Consider the following 18,867-nt stretch of genomic DNA (forward strand, 5'->3'; position numbering starts at 1 on the left):
AACAAAGCACCAGCAAGGTGCAACCGATAAGAACAATAAACGGAGTCATCGACGATGCTGTCCACGCAGCCTCAGGCCCTCGCGCCTACCCGTTCCCCGTACGTACGCCCTTCCGTCATCGCCAGCGCCGTCGCCCTCGCCGGTGTCGCCCCGATGAGCCAGGCCGCTTTCTTCGAAGACAGCACGGCCACCTTCGAAACCCGCAACATGTACTTCAATCGCGACTTCCGCGATGGCACCAGCAGCCAGCAGTCCAAGCGCGACGAATGGGCCCAGGGGTTCATGCTCAACTTCGAGTCCGGCTATACCGAAGGGACCGTCGGGTTCGGCCTGGATGCCCTGGGGATGCTGGGCATCAAGCTCGACTCCAGCCCCGACCGCACCGGCAGCGGCCTGCTGCCCACCCATGACGACGGTAAGGCCGCCGACGAATACGCCAAGCTCGGCCTGACCGGCAAGGTCAAGGTCTCGAAGACCGAACTGAAGATCGGCACCCTGATCCCCGAACTGCCGACCCTGCAGCCCAACGATGGGCGCATCCTGCCGCAGACCTTCGAAGGTGGCCTGGTCACCTCCAAGGAGATCAAAGGCCTGACCTTCACCGGTGCACGCCTGGAAAAGGCCAAGGACCGCAACGACACCAACTGGGAAGACCTGGCCCTCAACAACAAGAACGGCCGCTTCGGCGGTACCTTCAGCGCCGACCATTTCGACACTGGGGGCCTGGACTACCAGTTCACCGACCGCATCACCGGCAGCTACCACTTCGCCCAGCTCGACGACATCTATCGCCAGCACTTCCTCGGCATGGTCGCCACCCAGCCATGGGGCCCGGGCACCTTCGGCGCCGACCTGCGCCTGGCGGTCAGCGACGATGCCGGCCAGGCCAAGGCCGGCGACATCGACAACACCACCGTCAACGGCATGCTCAGCTATGCCCTGGGCGGGCACAAGTTCAGCGCCGCCTACCAGCATCTGTCCGGCGACAGCGCCTTCCCCTATGTCGACGGCGCCGACCCTTACCTGGTCAACTTCGTCCAGATCAACGACTTCGCCGGTGCCGACGAGCGCTCCTGGCAGGCGCGCTACGACTACAACTTCGCCGCCCTGGGCATCCCCGGCCTGACCTTCATGACCCGCTACATCAGCGGCGACAACGTCAGCCGCGCCGACGGCGGCGAAGGCAAAGAGTGGGAGCGCAACACCGAGTTCAAGTACGTGGTACAAAGCGGCCCGTTGAAGGACGTCGCCGTACGCCTGCGCAATGCCACCTTCCGCTCCAACTTCGCCCGCGATGCCGACGAAGTGCGGCTGCTGGTGAGCTACAGCGTGGCTCTGTGGTAACCCAATAACAACAACGCTCACGGAGAAAGACGATGACCTTTTCACTGCGCCGCCTCGTCCTCGCAACCGGCTGCCTGCTGCTGGCCGGCAACGCCCTGGCCGCCGAACCGAAACGCCCTGAATGCATCGCCCCGGCCTCGCCCGGCGGCGGCTTCGACCTGACCTGCAAACTGGTGCAAAGCGCCTTGGTCAACGAGAAGATCCTGTCCAAACCCATGCGCGTGACCTACATGCCCGGCGGTGTCGGCGCGGTGGCCTACAACGCCGTGGTCGCCCAGCGCCCGGCCGATGCCGGCACCCTCGTGGCCTGGTCCAGCGGTTCGCTGCTGAACCTGGCCCAGGGCAAGTTCGGTCGTTTCGATGAAAATGCCGTGAAGTGGCTGGCGGCGGTCGGCACCAGCTATGGCGCGATCGCGGTCAAGAGCGACTCCCCCTACAAGACCCTCGATGACCTGGTCGCGGCGTTGAAGAAAGACCCGAGCAAGGTGGTGATCGGCTCCGGCGGCACCGTCGGCAGCCAGGACTGGATGCAAACCGCGCTGATCGCCAAGGCCGCCGGCATCAACCCGCGCGACCTGCGCTACGTGGCCCTGGAAGGTGGCGGTGAAATCGCCACCGCGCTGCTGGGCGGGCACATCCAGGTCGGCTCCACCGACATCTCCGACTCCATGCCGCACATCCAGAGCGGTGACATGCGCATTCTCGCGGTGTTCGCCGAGAACCGCCTGGACGAGCCGGAAATGAAGGACATCCCCACTGCCAAGGAACAGGGCTACGACATCGTCTGGCCGGTGGTACGCGGCTTCTACCTGGGGCCGAAAGTCAGTGACGAAGACTACGCCTGGTGGAAGGCTTCGTTCGACAAGCTGCTGGCCTCCGAGGACTTCGCCAAGCTGCGCGACCAACGCGAGCTGTTCCCGTTCGCCATGACCGGCCAGGAGCTGGACACCTACGTGAAGAAGCAAGTGGCCGACTACAAGGCGCTGGCCCGGGAATTCGGGTTGATCCAGTGACCCGCCTTGCGCCGCTCCCCTTGTAGGAGCGGCCTTGTGCCGCGAAAGGGCCACAAGCGGCCCCAGGTGTCGAACGATACCGCATCAATCGCCGGGGCTGCCATGCAGCCCTTTCGCGGCACAAGGCCGCTCCTACACAGGGGCCACGTTTTGCCGAAAGACAACGAGGATTCCTTCATGATCCTGCAACGCCTTTTCGCCCTGGCCCTGCTGGCGGTGTGCGCCGCCCTGGCCGTGATGGCCTGGCCCTACCAGGCCGCGTTTTCCTACGAGCCGGTGGGCCCCCGTGCCTATCCCCTGCTGATGCTCGGGCTGATGGGCCTGGCCCTGCTCTACCTGGCCATCCGCCCCACACCGATCGTGCGCAAGGATGACGAGCCGGAGCTCGACCGCGAGAGCCTGGTCAAGATCGTCGCCTGCGTCGGCCTGCTACTCGTCTTCGCCAGCACCTTCGAGCCTCTGGGCTTCATCCTCAGCGCCATTCTGGTCGGCGTGCCCATGGCCCGGCTATACGGCGGCCGCTGGCTGCACAGCGTGGTCGTGGTCGCCGCCATGAGCCTGCTGCTGTACTGGCTGTTCGACCGCGTGATGGATGTGCCCCTGCCCCTTGGCCTGCTGGACGTACTGGAGAACTGACACATGGATACCTTGAGCTACCTGGGCCAGGGCTTCGGCGTCGCCCTGAGCCCGTACAACCTGGTCACGGCCCTGACCGGCACCCTGATCGGCACCGTGGTCGGCCTGCTGCCGGGCCTGGGCCCGATCAATGGCGTGGCCCTGCTGATCCCCATCGCCTTCGCCCTGGGTCTGCCGCCTGAGTCGGCGCTGATCCTGCTGGCCGCGGTCTACCTGGGCTGCGAGTATGGCGGGCGCATCAGCTCGATCCTGCTGAACATCCCCGGTGAAGCGTCCACCGTGATGACAACCCTGGACGGCTACCCCATGGCCCGCCAGGGCCTGGCTGGCGTGGCCCTGTCGCTGTCGGCCTGGAGTTCGTTCATCGGCGCCTTGATCGCCACGTGCGGCATGGTGCTGTTCGCACCGCTGCTGGCGAAATGGGCAATCGCCTTCGGCCCCGCGGAATACTTCGTGTTGATGGTGTTCGCCATCGTTGCCTTGGGCGGCATGGCCGGCGACAAACCACTTAAGACGTTCATCGCCGCGTTGATCGGCCTGTTCCTCTCCAGCGTCGGCATCGACGCCAACAGCGGCGTGTACCGCTTCACCGGTGACAGCGTGCACCTGGCCGACGGCATCCAGTTCGTGGTGCTGGTGCTGGGCCTGTTTTCCATCAGCGAAATCCTCCTGCTGCTGGAAAAGACCCACCATGGCCACCAGGCCGTCAAGGCCACCGGGCGCATGCTGTTCAACGTCAAGGAGGCGGCCTCGGTGTTCGTCGTCAACGTGCGCTGCGGCCTGCTCGGCTTCGTCATGGGCGTACTGCCCGGCGCCGGCGCGACGTTGGCCAGTGCCGTAGCGTACATGACCGAGAAGCGCATCGCCGGTGACAAGGGCAAGTTCGGCAAGGGCGACGCCCGTGGCCTGGCGGCCCCGGAAACGGCTATCGGCGCCTCCTGCTGCGGCGCCCTGGTACCGATGCTGACTCTGGGCGTACCGGGTTCAGGCACCACCGCAGTGATGATCGGCGCGCTGACCCTGTACAACATCACCCCCGGCCCGCTGCTGTTCCAACAGCAACCGGACATCGTCTGGGGCCTGATCGCGTCGCTGTTCGTCGCCAACATCATGCTGGTGATCCTGAACATCCCGATGATCCGCATCTTCACCCGTATTCTCGCGGTGCCGAACTGGGCCTTGGTGCCGGTGATCGCCATCATCACCGGGATCGGCGTGTACGCCGTGCATGCCACCACCTTCGACCTGTTCCTGATGGTCGGTATCGGCATCATGGGCTACATCCTGCGCAAGCTGGACTTCCCGCTGTCGCCGATCCTGCTGGGCTTCATCCTCGGTGGCCTGATGGAGCAGAACCTGCGCCGCGCCCTGTCGATCTCCAATGGCGAACTGGGCATCCTCTGGTCGAGCCCGATCAGCATGGGCGTCTGGGTACTGACCCTCTGCATGCTGAGCCTGCCGCTGCTGCGCATCTGGCGCAAACGCAGCCTGCAACGCCGGGCGCTGGCCGATGCCTGACCGGTCGTTGCCGCTGTTCTGGGCGACCGGGCTGGTCGGCCTTGCTGGCGGGTTTCTCGCAAGCTTGGTCGGCTGGCCCTTGCCGTGGATGGTCGGTTCACTGCTGGCGATCATTCTGGTGCGCTGCCTGACGCCCTGGCAGCTCACGGAAATCCCCAACGGCCGCAAATGCGGCCAATGGATCATCGGTATCGGCATCGGCCTGCATTTCACCCCGGCGGTGATCGAGCAGGTCGCCGGCCATTTCGCCCTGATCCTGTTCGGGGCGTTGTTCACCACGTTCTCCAGCGTGATCAGCGTGTGGTTGCTGCGGCGCACCGGGGAAGACCGCGCCACGGCGTTCTTCGCCAGCATGCCGGGCGGTGCCGGAGAAATGGTCAACCTCGGCGCGCGCAATGGCGCGGTGATCAGCCAGGTGGCTGCAGCTCAGAGCCTGCGGGTACTGGCGGTGGTGCTGTGCATACCGGCGCTGTTCAAGTTCCTGCTCGGCGATGGCGTACCGCTGACCCATTCAGGCAGCGTCAGCTGGGGCTGGCTGGCGTTGATCGCACCGCTTGGCGTACTGGTCGCCCTGGCCTGGCAACGCCTGCGCCAGCCAAACCCGTGGCTGTTCGGGCCATTGCTGGTAGCCGCCAGTGTGAGCCTGGCCGGCAACCTGCAGATCGGCCTGCCAAACGGTGCCAGCCAGGTTGGCCAGTGGCTGATCGGCAGCGGCCTGGCCTGCCATTTCAACCGGGCGTTCTTCCGGCGGGCACCGTCGTTCCTGGGGCGTACCTTGCTGGCGACCTTCCTCTGCATGCTGATTGCCGCCAGCGCAGCCTGGGCCTTGAGCGTGATGACGCAGCTGGACCTGCGCTCGCTGACGCTGGGGATGATGCCCGGGGGCATCGCCGAGATGAGCCTGACGGCGGAGACCTTGCAGCTGTCGGTGCCGTTGGTGACGGCGCTGCAAATGATGCGGTTGTTGTTCGTGCTGTTTCTGGCCGAGCCGTTGTTCAGGTATTGGGTGACGCATCAGCGCTGACATAAGGGGCCGCTTTGCGCCCCTCTTTCAGGTCACAACGGCGGCAACGCCCAGTCGATAGGCGCCAGCCCACGCTGCTCGAGGAAGCTGTTGGTCCGGCTGAAATGCCCGCAACCGAAGAACCCGCGATACGCCGACAACGGCGATGGGTGCACCGACTTGAGCACGAGGTGCTTGGTGCCATCGATCAGCTTCTGCTTGCTCTGGGCATGAGACCCCCACAGCAGGAACACCACGTTCTCGCACTGCTCGCTGACCACCTGGATGACCCTGTCGGTGAACGGCTGCCAACCCGCGTTGGCATGGGAGGCGGCGTTGCCACGCTGCACGGTCATGGTGGTGTTGAGCAGCAATACGCCCTGCTCGGCCCAGCGTTGCAGGTAGCCATGGTTGGGGATCGGCAGGTTGAGGTCGCGCTGCAGTTCCTTGTAGATATTCACCAGCGAAGGCGGCGTGGGCACGCCCGGCTGCACCGAGAAGCACAGGCCATGGGCCTGACCAGGACCGTGGTACGGGTCCTGGCCGAGGATGACCACCTTCACCTTGTCCAACGGCGTGGAGTTCAGGGCATTGAAGATCATCGGCCCAGGCGGGTAGATCTCCTTGCCGGCCGCGTATTCCTGGCGCAGGAACTCGCGTAGCTGCTGCATATAGGGTTGGTTGAACTCGGCGCGTAACGCGGCTTTCCAACCGGGCTCGAGCTTGATGCGATCGTCGTCAGTCATGGGGCCATCCGTAAACAATGGCGCGACACTAGGTAAGCCGTCCGGCCTTGTCAATCGATCCGACCGACGACCGGCATGATCGCGCGTGGGGTCCATACTTGTGCGATGACGTTCGCGAGGTTGCCCATGTCCATTCAATGCGAGGTACTCACCGGAGTCGATGGCGCGCGCATCGGCATCGCCACCCTGGATGCGCCCAAGGCACTCAACGCCTTGAGCCTGCCGATGATCGAGGTGCTCGACCAACACCTGCACGCCTGGGCCGAAGACCCGGGCATCGTTTGCGTGTTGCTGCGCGGCAATGGGCCCAAGGCCTTTTGCGCCGGTGGCGACGTTCGTGCCCTGGTGCATGCCTGCCGCGAGCACCCCGGCAGCGTGCCGCCCCTGGCTACCACCTTCTTCGCTGCCGAGTACCGGCTCGACCACCGCCTGCACACCTACCCCAAGCCCCTGCTGTGCTGGGGGCATGGCCATGTGCTCGGCGGTGGCATGGGCCTGCTGCAAGGTGCCGGGGTACGCATCGTCACGCCCAGCAGCCGGCTGGCCATGCCGGAGATCAGCATCGGCCTGTATCCCGATGTCGGCGCCAGCTGGTTCCTTGCCCGCCTGCCGGGCAAGCTCGGCCTGTTCCTGGGCTTGACCGGGGCGCCGATCAACGCCCGCGACGCCCTGGACCTGGGCCTGGCCGACCGCCTGCTCGGCGAGCACCAGCAGGAGGCGCTGATCGAGGAACTGCTGCAGTTGAACTGGCAGGAGCAGACCGCCTTGCAATTGAACAGCCTGCTCAAGGCCGAGCAGCACCGGGCCTGTGCCGAACTGCCCGCAGCCCAGTGGCTGCCGCGTCGTGAAATGATCGACGCGCTGCTCGACGTGGCCGACCCAGTGGCGGCCTGGCGCGCCTTGTCAGGGTTGAGCAAGCATGCCGACCCGCTATTGGCCGAGGCCGGGCAGCGTTTGCACGAAGGCTGCCCGCTGACTGCGCACCTGGTCTGGGAACAGATCCGCCGCGCCCGGCACCTGTCGCTTGCCCAGGTGTTCCAGATGGAATACACCATGAGCCTGAACTGCTGCCGGCACCCGGAATTCAGTGAAGGCGTGCGCGCTCGCCTGCTGGACAAAGACAACCAGCCGCGCTGGCACTGGCCGGATATCGACCAGGTACCAGCGGCAGTGGTGGAGGCGCATTTCGCCAAGGTGTGGGAAGGGCGGCACCCGCTGGCCGACCTGAGCTGAAATTCAGTGATCAGCGCTGCCAGTGGCGGTTGTCCCCACGCCGGCCATCAGGCCGACGATTGTCGTCACCACGGCCGTTGGAATGCCAGCGCTCGTTCTGGTGGCGGCGGTTGTCGTTGCGATAGTCGTGTCGGTCTCTGTCACGCCCATAGTCGTAGCGCTGGCGGTTGCCATAGTCGTTACGCGGGTTGCCATGCCATTGGTTCACGCGGTGGGCGGGGTATGGCTTGTAGTACGGCGAAGGCGCCGAGCGGTAGTAGCGAGGTGCCGGTTGATAATACCGGGGCTGGTAATAGCGCGGCTGCGGCGCGACATAGTAACGGTCGTGACGGTAGTAGCTGGGGTAGTAGTAGCGATCGCTCGTGTAGTAGTCCGAGCGGTAGTACCTACCCTCCTCGTAATAGGGAACACAGGCGCTGGTGAGCAGGCCCAACAAGGCGATCAGCAGAATTCGACGGTACATGGCGGCCTCCTGGACCGCAGGCTGCCCGACACAGCGGCGCTGGCGAGCGTCGATGCAAATGCGTTCATCGACACCCGATCAGACCATCAAGCGAAGGTCCAGTGCCCTTTTTGCAATGAATTGAAACAGGTTGTCGACGACCGGAAGCCGGCAAGGTTTTTCCCCGGTAGAATCGGCTTCATCCCTGTACATCGCGGTTCGCACCATGAACGATCCCCAACGCTGCCCTGCATGTGGCGCCCTCAACCAGTGCACCTTGGCAGACCCTCGCAGCGCTACGCAGCCATGCTGGTGCTTTGGCGTGACCATCGACCCGGCGGTACTCCAGGCCCTGCCCGAGGCATTACGCGACAAGGCCTGCCTGTGCCCGCGCTGCGCGGCGGTGGATGACCGGCTCAAGGCAGCGCAGACGGCGGCAACACGCTAGAATCCGCCACTTTTCTCAAGACCGCCCCCATGCGCCTCGACCGCTTCCTCGCCAACCTACCCTGCTACAACCGCCAGCAGGTCCGCCTGCTGCTGGCCCAGCGGCGCGTGCGCGTCGACGATGTGGTGACCGTAGAGCCCGAGCGAGACGTACGCGAATTCAGCCGCGTCGAAGTGGATGACCAAGTGCTCCAGGCTGGGCGTCCGGCGCGCTACCTGATGCTGCACAAGCCCACCGGTTGCGTCAGCGCCACCCACGACCCGCAGCACCCCACCGTGCTCGACCTGTTGCCGGCCGCGTTGCGCGAAGACCTGCACATCGCTGGCCGCCTGGACTACAACACCACCGGCCTGATGATTCTGACCAACGATGGCCAGTGGTCCAGGCGCCTGACCCAACCAAAGACGAAGCTGGCGAAGGTCTACCAGGTGCATACCGAAGACGAGATCGGCGAGCACTACGCGGCCAGGTTCCGCGAAGGGTTGTACTTCGCCTTCGAAGACCTCACCACCCAGCCCGCGCATCTGGAGATCCTGGGGCCGCGCATGGCGCGGCTGGCAATCGTCGAAGGGCGTTACCACCAGGTCAAACGCATGTTCGGGCATTTCGACAACAAGGTGGTGGGATTGCACCGAGAGCGGATGGGCGGCATCGACCTGGACCCAGCCCTGGCACCGGGGGAATACCGCGACCTTACGGCCGAAGAGATCGCGATGGTCTGACTTCTGCGGGTCGCCCGTCAGGGCCCAATCGCGGGGCAAGTCCACTCCCACAAGGAGCGCACCGCCCCTAATGAGCCTGTGGAGGTCCTGCTCGGTCTTGTTGACAGCGCTGCCCCTGTGGGAGCGGGCTTGTCCCGCGATTGGGCCGGCCCTGCTGCCCACCTTCCCCCAGCGTTTTTCCGTCGCGCATCCTCCAAACGGCACTTGCACGATCCCTACCCTGCTGCTTGAATCAAACTGGTCGGTCTGCATGTGACCAAACAGTCACGCCCGCAGTCCAAGACGCCTTTTTGCCGGCCACCCAGGGCCTCGATGTCTTGGGGCACGGCAGATTGCCCACCTAGAACAAATACCGTCGACACGCCTGCCAAGGATCGACACAAGGGCTCCCGGTTTCTCTTCCAGGCGAATGCCTACCTGTCATAAACAACGTGCACCCTAGGTCACGCGAATACCCTTTTTGCGCCAGGAGTCGATGACATGAGGCCAGAAATCGCTGTGCTTGATATTCAAGGTCAGTACCGGGTTTACACGGAGTTCTATCGCGCGGAAGCAGCCGAGAAGACGATCATCCTGATCAACGGCTCCCTGGCCACCACGGCCTCTTTCGCCCAGACGGTGCGCAACCTGCACCCCCAGTTCAACGTCGTGCTGTACGACCAGCCCTACGCGGGCAAGTCCAAGCCGCACAACCACCAGGAACGCCTGATCAGCAAGGAAACCGAGGCGCACATTCTCCTCGAGCTGATCGAGCACTTCGAGGCCGACCATGTGATGTCGTTCTCCTGGGGCGGAGCCTGCACCCTGCTGGCGCTGGCGCACCAGCCGCGGCGGGTGAAGAAGGCCGTGGTGAGTTCGTTCTCGCCGATCATCAATGCGCCGATGCGCGACTACCTGGAACGCGGTTGCCAGTACCTGGCCGCCTGCGACCGCTACCAGGTCGGCAATCTGGTCAACGACACCATCGGAAAGTACTTGCCGTCGCTGTTCAAGCGCTTCAACTACCGGCATGTGAGCAGCCTGGACAGCCACGAGTACGCGCAGATGCACTTCCACATCAACCAGGTGCTTGACCATGACCTGGAGCGGGCATTGAAGGCGGCGCGCAACATCGACATCCCGGTGCTGTTCATCAATGGCGACCGTGACGAGTACACCACCGTCGAAGATGCCCGGCACTTCAGCCGGCACGTGGGCCAGAGCCACTTCAGCGTGATCCGCGACGCCGGCCACTTCCTCGACATGGAGCACAAGAGCGCCTGCGAGGACACCCGTGCCGCGATGCTCGGTTTCCTCAAGCCGACCGTACGCCAGCCCCGTCAACGCAGTCATTACGTACAGGGGCAGCATGCACTGGCTATCTGAGAGGTTCGGCGACCTGTGGCCCTGTATTACCTTGGGCTACAAGTCGCCGACAGGTCTTTTTACACACTCGGGCTTTCCAGGCCTTGGGGGATCTGGTAAAAATGTCGGCCTCTGAAGCGGGTATAGTTTATTGGTAAAACTATAGCTTCCCAAGCTATTGAGGAGGGTTCGATTCCCTCTACCCGCTCCACTTCAACTTTCCTGGGCGCTCCAAGGACGTCCATGGAAGTCATTGTCACGGTTCGGCCTTTCCAGAAAATCCGCTCCAGTGACGTCCAGCGAAACCCACTGACAGCCGGTCCAAACTGGTACAAAAAGTGGCCCAAACAATGCGCGAACTTTCCTTGCCGCATCGTTGCTGGAGGAGCCGGGGTCCGATGGGAGACATGGCGTCGGCGAGCACACCTTCATGGCCATCTACGAGCAATGGCTGGCCCATCGCCGGCTCTCGCTGGAGGAAGGACGGCAGACCAGCCTGGAGCAGATCGGGCGCGTCTTCAAGAAAGACATTTTTTCGTCGCTGCGACACCTGACCATCTACGAGATCCCCCCGCGCAACTGCTGGACATCATCGGCAAGGTGGAAAAGCGCGGCTCGCTGGCGGTGGTCGGCGTGCAGCATCCCCGTCAGGTGTTCTTCCTCACGCTGGAGGACACCGCGCCCGACGCCTGAGGCGAGCCTGTGATCCGACGCGTCCATGCGAAACTGCGGCAGGAAGACCGCGACACGCCTGCACTGGACCCGGTGGACTTTGTGATGTGGGTGGATGACGAGGCGCGCGTCGAATCGACCACACCCTGACGCCATCGGCAGAAAATGCCGCTACGGCCGAGAATCGTCCTGGACTGTTGTGACCAACGCGGCACATAGCCAGCGATAGCCGATGCGTTCCTGTTCCAGCCGCAGTTGTGGTCGGATTCGATCATCGCGCAAGTCGTCGTAGAGAGCGGCTTCCTCATCGACCAGTCGGGACAAGGGCAACGTATGGCGTTTGTCGAGGGGCTCCTCACCCCATTGAAGTGCGTGGGCCACCAGGGTAGAGCGGTCCATGAGGAACGAAGCGGCTAACGGGAAATACTTGCGCAGGCTGTCCAGAATGGCAAAGCCATGGGTATCGATATCCCCCCAGTAGTGCAGAGAGGCACGATGCAGCCAGCTGGCTCGGGCGAGCGCTCCCCAGCCATAGCCGGCACCAAACACGACGATGGCATTGGGGACCGGTGGGAACGCCAGGAAGTTCACCTCGTTTTCGGTGATGAAGACACGCTGCGCAGGCAGGGCGAGCGTGGCGAAGCTGTCCTCATCCAGGGTGATGTCGGTCAGTCCCGTGCAGCCGGGAAGCTGGGGTAGTTGCGGATCAAGCAAGCGCAGGCGGATGCGAACGGGCTTCTCCAGAAAGCCGTAGCGACGGGCAAACCCGGCCACCCCGGTTGCAGCAGGCTCGATGGCCTCAGTCGGTAAGGCCAGGTCCAGCCATTGGCCCAGTATGCCGCGATGCGCTTCGATGAACTTGCTGTCCACGCCCGGCGCGTCGACCTGCCGAAGATAGACGCCGGGGCGCGGATGGGTTTGCACCCAAGCCACCACGGCCAGCAGGCGCGGCCAGTGTTCGGCCAGTGCCAAGGTCTGCAACGGTAACCTGTGCAGCCACGGCAGCAGTGCGGGTTGCGCTTCGGCAGTTTGCTGCCAGAGCGCCTGGAACCGGTGGGCATCTCCGGTCTTGCCGATCATCGCCAGTGCGTCTTCCAGCGTATCGATCCAGAGCGTGTCCGGCAGGCGCTGCCGCCCCTGCACCCGGTGCGTCCACTCGCGCCATTCAATGCGCACGCGTGGCATGGCGCTGACGTCGCGCACCCAGCCGCGCACGGCATCGAAACGGTTGCTGAGATCGGCAGCGGACGGCGACTTCAGCGACAGCCGCAACGGCCAGCCCAGCGTGCCGTCGCCGACCACGGCACGCAGCAACTCGCCGCGCTGCCACAGCCGCTCGACTTGCGCGCGAAGGTCGGCGGGCTGGCTCCATGTCATACAGCGTCTCCCGTGGCGGCAGCCTTCTGTGCCCGGTATTCCTCAATGCTCAGACTGCGCAGCCGCGACTCGCGGCCGCCTTCGTTGTGCACGAAGCCGACGCTGGACACGTAAGGCTCGATGATGTGGATCTTCTGCAGCGGCGTAATGATCAGCAGTTGCAGGTTGAGCTGGCGGAACAGTTCCAGCCCATACTGGGCCGACTCATCCGAGCCGCGCCCGAAGGCTTCGTCGATCACGACAAAACGGAACGAGCGCGAGCGCACCGCCCCCCACTCCAGGCCGAACTGGTAGGCCAGGCTGGCGGCCAGCACGGTATAGGCCAGCTTCTCCTTCTGCCCGCCGGATTTCCCGCCGGAGTCGGAGTAGTGTTCGTGCTCGGCATCGTCCTCGCGCCAGCGCTCGCTGGCGGAAAACAGGAAGCCGTTGCGCACGTCGGTCACCTTCTGCATCCAGCGCCGGTCGATCTCAGCCAGTCCCTCGCGCCCCCGGAAGCGGTCGATGATGGCTTTGACCTGCAGGAACTTGATCTCGGAATACTGTTCGTCTTCCGAGCCGCTCAGCGCGCCTTCGGTGCAGGCACGCAGATCCTGTAGGAAGTCGCGGATCTCCGCATCGGGACTGGGCTGCGCCAGCAATCGAATGTAGCGTCCGGGGTTGTAGTCGATCACCTGCAAGGATTGGTTGATGACATCGACCCGCTCCTTGATGGTTTCCCGCTCGCGCGCGAGCTGGGCGTTGAAGTTGGCGATCTCATTGATGGTATTGACGTTGAGCAACTCCTTGAAACGCGCTTCGAAGCGCGGCAGGTCGTCGTGCTGCAAATACTTCATCAAGCGCTCGAACTCGGGCAGCGCGGCCAGGCTGATGTCGATCTCGACGGTCTCTGCCTTGAAGGCCTCCTTGAAACCGCGCATGGCGTTGATGATGCGTTCGGTCAGGCGCGAGAGACGCTTGTCTTCGGCATCGATGCGCGCCTGCAAGCCATTGCGCACGTCCTGTTCGCGGTTGTCGCAGGACTCCACCGTGAGCTGGTGGTCGCCCAGGACTTCGGCACGCCAGCCCTCAAGAGATTGCAGCAACATGTCGTCGAGTGCGGCTTGCGCTTGGATATCGAGAGCCTGCGCATGCTGTGTCTGGGCAGTTTCGTGTTTGCTGCGGGTTTCTCCGCGTTTGCCTTGTGTCTCGCCAAGATCGCCTTCGATCTCCTTCAAGCGCTCCATGATCTGCGCCAATTGGCTTTCCAGTTCTCGCAGGGTATCGGAGGCCGCCTTGAGGCGGTCGCGTTCCTCGGTCAGCCGAGCAACCTCGCGCGCCGGTGCTTGCCAGTCGATCTCGCTGTAGCGGGTGAAGACTTCGAGCTTGGCCAAAGCCTCCAGTCGCTCCAGGCATTGCCCGCGCAATCGCCCTGTGTTGGCAATGCGCAGACCAATGTCGCCCAGTCGCTGCTCCAGGCCCTCGCGTTCGTCACGCAAGGTGCGCAATTTGTCTGCGTTGCTCCAGCCCAGCACGTAGCGACTGCGATCGTCGATACGGCGGCGGTCATCCTTTTCGTGACGTCCGCTCGGGTCCTTGATCTGTCCGGCGCGGGTGATGGCGCGGGTCTCGCGGCGGAACTGCTCGGTGCTGTCGCAGCAGGCCAGGTCGAAGCGGTAGAGCAGTTCGCGTTCCAGCCAATCGTAGTGCGGCGTGTCGGGCTTGATGAGCAGCTTGCGCACCAGCGACTGGGGGTGCAGGCTGACGGCCTGCGTGGACTTGCGCGCACGCATGTGGAAGTACACCATACGTGTGCCCAGGTGCTGGCGGTCCACCCAATCGGCCACGTCCTTGTAGTGCACATCCGGCACCAGCAGTGACAGGCCGAAGCCATGCATCAGGCGTTCAGCCGCGCCCTCCCAGTCGCGTTCGTCCTCGCGCACCTGGATCAGTTCACCGGCAAAGGGCAGATCTTCCTCTGCGATGGACAGGGCGGCGCACAATGCGTCGCGGATGCGCACTTGGGCCGCGTCGATATTGCTCTTGCGACGCGCAAGGCTGTCGATCTCGTCGCTGAGCGCTTTGTGTTCTTCCTGACCCCGCCGCAGCGCATAGCCGTCTTCATTGATCTGCGTATCGTGGTCCGCAATGCTTGTGCGCAGCGCTTCGGCGTGTTCTCCGATGGTGGATCTTTGTGTAATGAAAGCAGCTTCGTCTCCCGGCGCTGCTTCGCCAATGCGCGTCAATAGCGTGGCGTACGCGTCGGCTTTCTCCTGCCGTTGCTGTTTCTCGGCCTCTCGCTGATGAATGGCGGCAGCGAGTTGTTGCAACCGGTCGCCGCCGTTCTCGCGCAGTGCACCTTCGAGCTTTCCCTGCTCGATTCGGGCGTTGTCTCGTTGCTCTCCCAATTGCTTGATGCGGGCATCCCAGCGCGTCGCCTCCTGAGTCAACAATTCCAGGCGCCTCTCCAGCAGTGCTGCCTTCAAGCCGGCGAAGTATGGGCGTAGTGCATCGCGTCCTTCGCGCAGGACCTGGATCTCGGCGGCTATTTGCCCGTGGCGACGGCCATCCTCCACCAGCGGAGTCAACAACTCTATCTGGCGCTTGGCCTTGAGTACCGACTGGTGGGCGCGGTCGAGGTCATCGAAATGGCCGAGCAGTGCCTCGATGCGGCCCCCCACGTCGAACGGTTCGAGCATGTGGCTGCGCACGAAATCGGTCAGATTGCCAACCGATTTCATGGAAACCGTCTGATGGAACAGTTCCAGCGCCTGCTCGTGCTCGATGCCGAAGCGGCGGCGGAACCAGGCGCCGTAGGGCGGGAAGCTGTCGTTCAGTTCGCAGCCCATCGCGCGCAACCTCTTGCGCAGGCCGTTGATGTCGCTGCCGAATCCGGAAAAGTGCTCGGTGATGGACAGTTCCCGCTCTACAGTCACGAACAAGCGCGCGGGCTGGCCCTGTGGTTCGCGAAACCAGAAGACTTGCGCCAGTGTGACCGCCTGGCCGTAGCCTTCGTTACGGAAGACACCCAGGATCACGCTGTAGCTGTTGGTGTCGCGTAGCGCCACCGGGCGGGCGCTGCCGGTGGCTTCGTTGCGCTCGCTCTTGTAGTGGCCCAGCACGTATGACCGCAATGATCGCTCACGCGTCTCGGCGCCCGCGGCCTTGTTGTAGGCGATGCGTTGTGCTGGCACCAGCAGCGTGGTGACGGCATCGACCAGGGTGGATTTGCCTGAACCGATGTCGCCAGTGAGCAGGCCGTTACGCCCATCGAGTTCATAGCGCCAGACGCGCCGGTCGAATGTGCCCCAGTTCAGGACTTCCAGCCGCTGCAGGCGAAAGCCGACGCGGCTGTCGTCGGCCACGAAATCGAGTTCCTGTGGCGAAAAATCGTTCATCGGCCGGCTTCCTTGTCGTGATCGGCACCTGACAATGCGGTGCGATAGCCCTCCAGGCGCGCATCGAAGTCGGCCAACCACTGTGCATCGACGAACGCCTTGAGGATGCGCCGCACCTCGTAGCGAGGTGCCTGCTGAGCTGCGCCGGCAGCGGGCTTGAGCTTGCGCAGATAGCCCAGTTCCACCACCTTGGTGATGGTCGAATCCACTTGGTCGATGAGGCGCGCCTCATTGGTGCCGTCCGGCAGGAACACGCGCATCAGTTCGGCGATTTCCTCGCGTGAGAGCACCAGCCGGGTATCGCCGCCGCTGGCGTCGGATTCGGCCATGCGCTTGCGCAGCAAGGCCAGCATCAGGCTGACCGGGTAGGACAGCGGCCGTCGCGCGATCAAGCGTGGCGGACGGGATGTGGCGTCCGCATGCTCCGGCTCCGGCTGGCTTTTGAGGAAGGCGTACCCCTCGGCTTCGTCTAGTACCAGATCCAGCAACAACACCGTCGCCTGCTCCCGCACACGCGCTTGCAGGCTCAGCAGGCTGACCCATAGGCGCTCGTCGTCCTGACGGTACAACACGCCTTTGAGCAAATGCACCATCAGTTGCGAGAGTTTCGCTACAACGGGCGGGCAGGACTCGGTGCTACCTTCTGGATCATCCTGGTGCATATCGTTCATGGGTCTTCGCTCTATCGGTCGCAGCTTGTGCATTCAACGCGCAAAAATAACGCGGGGCATTCGCGCCCGCCGTCGTACCGTTGAGCCATCGCTGTCCTGCATGGCCCATTCAACGATCTCCTGCACATCGTCATCCACCGTGGCCCTGAGGCCATCCAGCCCGCGGCTGCCCGCGTGGGCCAGTTCCAGCCAAGTCACCAGCTCTGCCAATCCCTGTTGCAGCGGCTGAGTCTCCAGCAACGCGCGCAAGCTGATCTGCGACTGCTGCCGCAATGCCTGCCGCAGGGTCTGACGCAGGCGGGTCTTGTCCACGACGTGCTGGTCGAACAGGCGTGCGGTGTCGATGTCGTCGTCACCGTCCTCAAGGACCAGTTCCGCCAGGCGTGGCTTGGTATGAAGCGTAAACAGGGGGCGCTCCTGTGTCAGGGCAATGTCCGCGCCCATCTCGTCGAGGGGCATCACGTCGCCGGCCGGAGGCATGTCGCGCAAGGCCAGCGCCTTGGTTTCGATGCCGTGCAAGAGTTCGAGGATGCGGCGGTTTTCCTGGAAGGCCTGGTCATCCAGGAAGCGGCGCAGTTGTTGCGACAACTGCGCCACCATGCGTTGGGTATGTTCGCCCGCTTCCAGCCAATCGTGGTGCACCCGGCGGGTGCGCGGCTCCGGCTTGAGCGCAGCCACGGCGGGCAGGTCGAGGATCTGGTCGAGCCGTGTGGACAGTTCCTCCTGGCGACGGCTGGACATCAGGAAATCCCAGAATGCACGGAAGCTGCGCCCCTGGTCGGAATCCCCGATGGCATCGCGCTCTCCCATGACTTGGTCGAGCAAAGCCCCCTTGCTGCCGTCCCACAACGCGATCTTCTCGCGGACGCTGCGGTCGAGCTGGCGGAAGTTATGTTCCACCTGGCGGAAATCGCTCAACAGTTCGCGCGCCAACTGCTGGAATTGCAGAAAGCGATCCTTGATGGCCGTGTCATCCATGAGCGGTACATCACCGGACAGGACGCGGCCGATCTCGGCATCGATCTCGTCGCGCTTGCGACGCAGTTCCTCCAGGCGCCTGGCTGGATCGGCCTCGCTTCCGGTGCTGATCTGCTCCAGCAGCGCAAACAAGGTCAGCAGGCGCGATTCCGTACCGACGAAAGGCCGTTCGGTCAGCGACACCAGCCAGGCGATGGCCTTTTCTGTGGCGGGGGTGAGATCGAACTGGGCCTCGTCGGTGCCGGGCTTGTAGAACTTGCGCAGCCAACCCTTGTCCGGCGCGCACCAGTCATTCAGGTATTCGGTTGCGGCTTTCGGATACACCTCGGCACCGAGCTGTTCGTGCAGGGCAAACAACTCGTCTTCCAGCATTTCGGCCAGATCCGCTTCGCTCGTCAGCCGCACATTTGGTGCAACGAACACCCGGTACAGGAAGCTTGCTACCAATGGCGCATGCGGCGAGGCCAGCAATCGCCATGCAGGATGCCGATCACGGTATGTAGTGAGTGTGAGGTGGTCCAGTACCATGATGGGTTGCCTACTCGATCCGTTCATTGACAACGACGTCTCGATCCGAATGCACAGATCGGCTCGCCCAGCAGGCGCGAATTGCCTGGCAAACGGTAGAGGCCGCGCCCGACACGCTCCAACTGCCAGGAAGTGGACAGACGTGTTAGCACCACCCGCGGCGCGCCGATGGTGTCCAAATCGCTGGTGCTCAGGAAGCCCTGCTTGTGGAGCAGGGCAAGAACGCGCTGGGCATGTGAGGATCTTTTCATCGCCTCAAAGATGTCCCTTGATTTCGTTGATCTTATACATCAAACGATAGGGTGAAACTCGTCTATCTGGAATGCGCGAGGATAAGCCTAGGCCCTGAGCCAGGGTTCGCCATTGACCAACAATATCTCGGAAGTCCTCGATGATCTCACTGGCGAACCTGCGAGCCTGCGCTGGAGCGACCTCACCGCCCTGGACCTAGAGCCGCGGCACCTGCAGCGCAAGGGCGCCTACCTGACTGCCGCCGCGCGTGCCTTCATCGAGGTGGCGATGCAGGTGGCAACGGCATTGCAGGAGGCGTGAGCACAGCCAACAAAAGGCGGGCTGACCAACGCCTCGGTCGACGAGCAGACCAGCGCCGGCCTGGACGCCCTGCCCCAGGACGAGGAAGCGCACCTGCAACGGATGAACCGCCAGTACCGCGAGCGCCATGGTTTCCCCTTCATCATCTGCGTACGCCACCACACCTAAGCACAATCCCTATGGGAGATTACCCAGCCCTTCGGGCTGCGCTGTCGCGCAGAGAACAAGCGGCTAGCGCCGCTCCCCCTGTGGGAGCGGCGGTGCGG

At 63.7% G+C, this 18,867-nt stretch carries 19 protein-coding genes and 1 tRNA gene; 13 read left to right on the top strand and 7 right to left on the bottom strand.

Annotated features, from left to right (window positions below):
- The first annotated feature begins 54 nt into the window (after nucleotides 1-54).
- The 5 genes from ACNFG0_RS08155 to ACNFG0_RS08175 all read left to right on the top strand — a co-directional run bounded on the left by ACNFG0_RS08155 (nucleotide 55) and on the right by ACNFG0_RS08175 (nucleotide 5,535).
- Complete coding sequence (locus tag ACNFG0_RS08155) at nucleotides 55-1,344, top strand: OprD family porin (protein WP_196144285.1); 1,290 nt, start codon at nucleotides 55-57, stop codon at nucleotides 1,342-1,344.
- Nucleotides 1,345-1,376: 32 nt separating this feature from the next.
- Nucleotides 1,377-2,357 carry a Bug family tripartite tricarboxylate transporter substrate binding protein gene (locus ACNFG0_RS08160; RefSeq protein WP_196144286.1) on the top strand — a complete coding sequence of 327 codons (981 nt, stop codon included), beginning with the start codon at nucleotides 1,377-1,379 and terminating at the stop codon, nucleotides 2,355-2,357.
- Between the two features lie 177 nt (nucleotides 2,358-2,534).
- The gene (locus ACNFG0_RS08165) at nucleotides 2,535-2,993 is read left to right on the top strand and encodes a tripartite tricarboxylate transporter TctB family protein (RefSeq protein WP_196144287.1); all 459 of its coding nucleotides are present in this window, start codon (nucleotides 2,535-2,537) and stop codon (nucleotides 2,991-2,993) included.
- Nucleotides 2,994-2,996: 3 nt separating this feature from the next.
- Nucleotides 2,997-4,511: a tripartite tricarboxylate transporter permease gene (locus ACNFG0_RS08170; RefSeq protein WP_196144288.1), complete on the top strand. Its 1,515-nt coding sequence runs from the start codon at nucleotides 2,997-2,999 to the stop codon at nucleotides 4,509-4,511.
- On the top strand, nucleotides 4,504-5,535 hold the full coding sequence (locus tag ACNFG0_RS08175) for an AbrB family transcriptional regulator (protein ID WP_196144289.1): 1,032 nt from the start codon (nucleotides 4,504-4,506) through the stop codon (nucleotides 5,533-5,535). Before ACNFG0_RS08170 ends, ACNFG0_RS08175 begins: the two co-directional genes overlap by 8 nt.
- A 32-nt stretch (nucleotides 5,536-5,567) precedes the next feature.
- Here ACNFG0_RS08175 and ung read toward each other — a convergent pair whose 3' ends face one another.
- Nucleotides 5,568-6,260 carry a uracil-DNA glycosylase gene (ung, locus tag ACNFG0_RS08180; protein WP_416764426.1) on the bottom strand — a complete coding sequence of 231 codons (693 nt, stop codon included), beginning with the start codon at nucleotides 6,258-6,260 and terminating at the stop codon, nucleotides 5,568-5,570.
- A 126-nt stretch (nucleotides 6,261-6,386) separates the two neighbouring features.
- Here ung and ACNFG0_RS08185 point away from each other — a divergent pair, with 126 nt between their 5' ends.
- Nucleotides 6,387-7,493 (top strand): enoyl-CoA hydratase/isomerase family protein, encoded by a 1,107-nt coding sequence (locus ACNFG0_RS08185; protein ID WP_196166170.1) that lies wholly within the window; start codon nucleotides 6,387-6,389, stop codon nucleotides 7,491-7,493.
- A gap of 10 nt (nucleotides 7,494-7,503) precedes the next feature.
- On the opposite strand, the gene ACNFG0_RS08190 is transcribed toward ACNFG0_RS08185, so the two are convergent.
- Nucleotides 7,504-7,956, bottom strand: coding sequence for a hypothetical protein (locus tag ACNFG0_RS08190; RefSeq protein ID WP_416764427.1), 453 nt, complete (start codon nucleotides 7,954-7,956; stop codon nucleotides 7,504-7,506).
- A gap of 205 nt (nucleotides 7,957-8,161) precedes the next feature.
- Here ACNFG0_RS08190 and ACNFG0_RS08195 point away from each other — a divergent pair, with 205 nt between their 5' ends.
- The 5 genes from ACNFG0_RS08195 to ACNFG0_RS08215 all read left to right on the top strand — a co-directional run bounded on the left by ACNFG0_RS08195 (nucleotide 8,162) and on the right by ACNFG0_RS08215 (nucleotide 11,155).
- Nucleotides 8,162-8,383 (top strand): cysteine-rich CWC family protein, encoded by a 222-nt coding sequence (locus tag ACNFG0_RS08195; RefSeq protein ID WP_196144293.1) that lies wholly within the window; start codon nucleotides 8,162-8,164, stop codon nucleotides 8,381-8,383.
- Between the two features lie 29 nt (nucleotides 8,384-8,412).
- Nucleotides 8,413-9,105 carry a pseudouridine synthase gene (locus ACNFG0_RS08200; RefSeq protein ID WP_416764428.1) on the top strand — a complete coding sequence of 231 codons (693 nt, stop codon included), beginning with the start codon at nucleotides 8,413-8,415 and terminating at the stop codon, nucleotides 9,103-9,105.
- Nucleotides 9,106-9,585: 480 nt separating this feature from the next.
- Nucleotides 9,586-10,470, top strand: a complete 885-nt coding sequence (locus tag ACNFG0_RS08205; protein ID WP_196144295.1) for an alpha/beta fold hydrolase — start codon at nucleotides 9,586-9,588, stop codon at nucleotides 10,468-10,470.
- Nucleotides 10,471-10,586: 116 nt separating this feature from the next.
- A tRNA-Gly gene (locus ACNFG0_RS08210) sits at nucleotides 10,587-10,660 on the top strand.
- Nucleotides 10,661-10,879: 219 nt separating this feature from the next.
- Nucleotides 10,880-11,155 (top strand): hypothetical protein, encoded by a 276-nt coding sequence (locus tag ACNFG0_RS08215; protein ID WP_416764429.1) that lies wholly within the window; start codon nucleotides 10,880-10,882, stop codon nucleotides 11,153-11,155.
- 137 nt (nucleotides 11,156-11,292) lie between these two features.
- Here ACNFG0_RS08215 and ACNFG0_RS08220 read toward each other — a convergent pair whose 3' ends face one another.
- The 5 genes from ACNFG0_RS08220 to ACNFG0_RS08240 are packed head-to-tail and all read right to left on the bottom strand — an operon-like array spanning nucleotide 11,293 to nucleotide 18,300.
- Complete coding sequence (locus ACNFG0_RS08220) at nucleotides 11,293-12,498, bottom strand: DUF3322 domain-containing protein (RefSeq protein WP_416764430.1); 1,206 nt, start codon at nucleotides 12,496-12,498, stop codon at nucleotides 11,293-11,295.
- Nucleotides 12,495-15,872, bottom strand: a complete 3,378-nt coding sequence (locus ACNFG0_RS08225) for an ATP-binding protein (protein ID WP_416764431.1) — start codon at nucleotides 15,870-15,872, stop codon at nucleotides 12,495-12,497. Before ACNFG0_RS08225 ends, ACNFG0_RS08220 begins: the two co-directional genes overlap by 4 nt.
- Nucleotides 15,869-16,543: a DUF4194 domain-containing protein gene (locus ACNFG0_RS08230; protein ID WP_416764432.1), complete on the bottom strand. Its 675-nt coding sequence runs from the start codon at nucleotides 16,541-16,543 to the stop codon at nucleotides 15,869-15,871. The genes ACNFG0_RS08225 and ACNFG0_RS08230 overlap by 4 nt, the downstream gene beginning before the upstream one ends.
- Nucleotides 16,544-16,576: 33 nt before the next feature.
- Nucleotides 16,577-18,049: a DUF3375 domain-containing protein gene (locus ACNFG0_RS08235; RefSeq protein ID WP_416764433.1), complete on the bottom strand. Its 1,473-nt coding sequence runs from the start codon at nucleotides 18,047-18,049 to the stop codon at nucleotides 16,577-16,579.
- Nucleotides 18,050-18,072: 23 nt separating this feature from the next.
- Nucleotides 18,073-18,300, bottom strand: a complete 228-nt coding sequence (locus tag ACNFG0_RS08240) for a type IV toxin-antitoxin system AbiEi family antitoxin domain-containing protein (protein WP_416764434.1) — start codon at nucleotides 18,298-18,300, stop codon at nucleotides 18,073-18,075.
- Nucleotides 18,301-18,412: 112 nt separating this feature from the next.
- Here ACNFG0_RS08240 and ACNFG0_RS08245 point away from each other — a divergent pair, with 112 nt between their 5' ends.
- On the top strand, nucleotides 18,413-18,601 hold the full coding sequence (locus tag ACNFG0_RS08245) for a hypothetical protein (RefSeq protein ID WP_416764435.1): 189 nt from the start codon (nucleotides 18,413-18,415) through the stop codon (nucleotides 18,599-18,601).
- 21 nt (nucleotides 18,602-18,622) lie between these two features.
- Nucleotides 18,623-18,769 (top strand): 2-oxo-4-hydroxy-4-carboxy-5-ureidoimidazoline decarboxylase, encoded by a 147-nt coding sequence (locus ACNFG0_RS08250; RefSeq protein WP_416764454.1) that lies wholly within the window; start codon nucleotides 18,623-18,625, stop codon nucleotides 18,767-18,769.
- The last annotated feature ends 98 nt before the right edge of the window (nucleotides 18,770-18,867 follow it).

Source organism: Pseudomonas sp. NY15372, from assembly GCF_048068215.1.
Lineage (GTDB): Bacteria > Pseudomonadota > Gammaproteobacteria > Pseudomonadales > Pseudomonadaceae > Aquipseudomonas > Aquipseudomonas guariconensis_A.

What these genes read in the sequence shown, in the direction of transcription:
- ACNFG0_RS08160 (WP_196144286.1), top strand. Translation starts at nt 1,377, where the DNA reads ATGACCTTTTCACTGCGCCGCCTCGTCCTCGCAACCGGCTGCCTGCTG.
- ACNFG0_RS08230 (WP_416764432.1), bottom strand. Translation starts at nt 16,543, where the DNA reads ATGAACGATATGCACCAGGATGATCCAGAAGGTAGCACCGAGTCCTGC.
- ACNFG0_RS08165 (WP_196144287.1), top strand. Translation starts at nt 2,535, where the DNA reads ATGATCCTGCAACGCCTTTTCGCCCTGGCCCTGCTGGCGGTGTGCGCC.
- ACNFG0_RS08190 (WP_416764427.1), bottom strand. Translation starts at nt 7,956, where the DNA reads ATGTACCGTCGAATTCTGCTGATCGCCTTGTTGGGCCTGCTCACCAGC.
- ACNFG0_RS08215 (WP_416764429.1), top strand. Translation starts at nt 10,880, where the DNA reads ATGGCCATCTACGAGCAATGGCTGGCCCATCGCCGGCTCTCGCTGGAG.
- ACNFG0_RS08205 (WP_196144295.1), top strand. Translation starts at nt 9,586, where the DNA reads ATGAGGCCAGAAATCGCTGTGCTTGATATTCAAGGTCAGTACCGGGTT.
- ACNFG0_RS08200 (WP_416764428.1), top strand. Translation starts at nt 8,413, where the DNA reads ATGCGCCTCGACCGCTTCCTCGCCAACCTACCCTGCTACAACCGCCAG.
- ung (WP_416764426.1), bottom strand. Translation starts at nt 6,260, where the DNA reads ATGACTGACGACGATCGCATCAAGCTCGAGCCCGGTTGGAAAGCCGCG.
- ACNFG0_RS08155 (WP_196144285.1), top strand. Translation starts at nt 55, where the DNA reads ATGCTGTCCACGCAGCCTCAGGCCCTCGCGCCTACCCGTTCCCCGTAC.
- ACNFG0_RS08170 (WP_196144288.1), top strand. Translation starts at nt 2,997, where the DNA reads ATGGATACCTTGAGCTACCTGGGCCAGGGCTTCGGCGTCGCCCTGAGC.
- ACNFG0_RS08185 (WP_196166170.1), top strand. Translation starts at nt 6,387, where the DNA reads ATGTCCATTCAATGCGAGGTACTCACCGGAGTCGATGGCGCGCGCATC.
- ACNFG0_RS08225 (WP_416764431.1), bottom strand. Translation starts at nt 15,872, where the DNA reads ATGAACGATTTTTCGCCACAGGAACTCGATTTCGTGGCCGACGACAGC.
- ACNFG0_RS08220 (WP_416764430.1), bottom strand. Translation starts at nt 12,498, where the DNA reads ATGACATGGAGCCAGCCCGCCGACCTTCGCGCGCAAGTCGAGCGGCTG.
- ACNFG0_RS08235 (WP_416764433.1), bottom strand. Translation starts at nt 18,049, where the DNA reads ATGGTACTGGACCACCTCACACTCACTACATACCGTGATCGGCATCCT.
- ACNFG0_RS08240 (WP_416764434.1), bottom strand. Translation starts at nt 18,300, where the DNA reads ATGAAAAGATCCTCACATGCCCAGCGCGTTCTTGCCCTGCTCCACAAG.
- ACNFG0_RS08195 (WP_196144293.1), top strand. Translation starts at nt 8,162, where the DNA reads ATGAACGATCCCCAACGCTGCCCTGCATGTGGCGCCCTCAACCAGTGC.
- ACNFG0_RS08175 (WP_196144289.1), top strand. Translation starts at nt 4,504, where the DNA reads ATGCCTGACCGGTCGTTGCCGCTGTTCTGGGCGACCGGGCTGGTCGGC.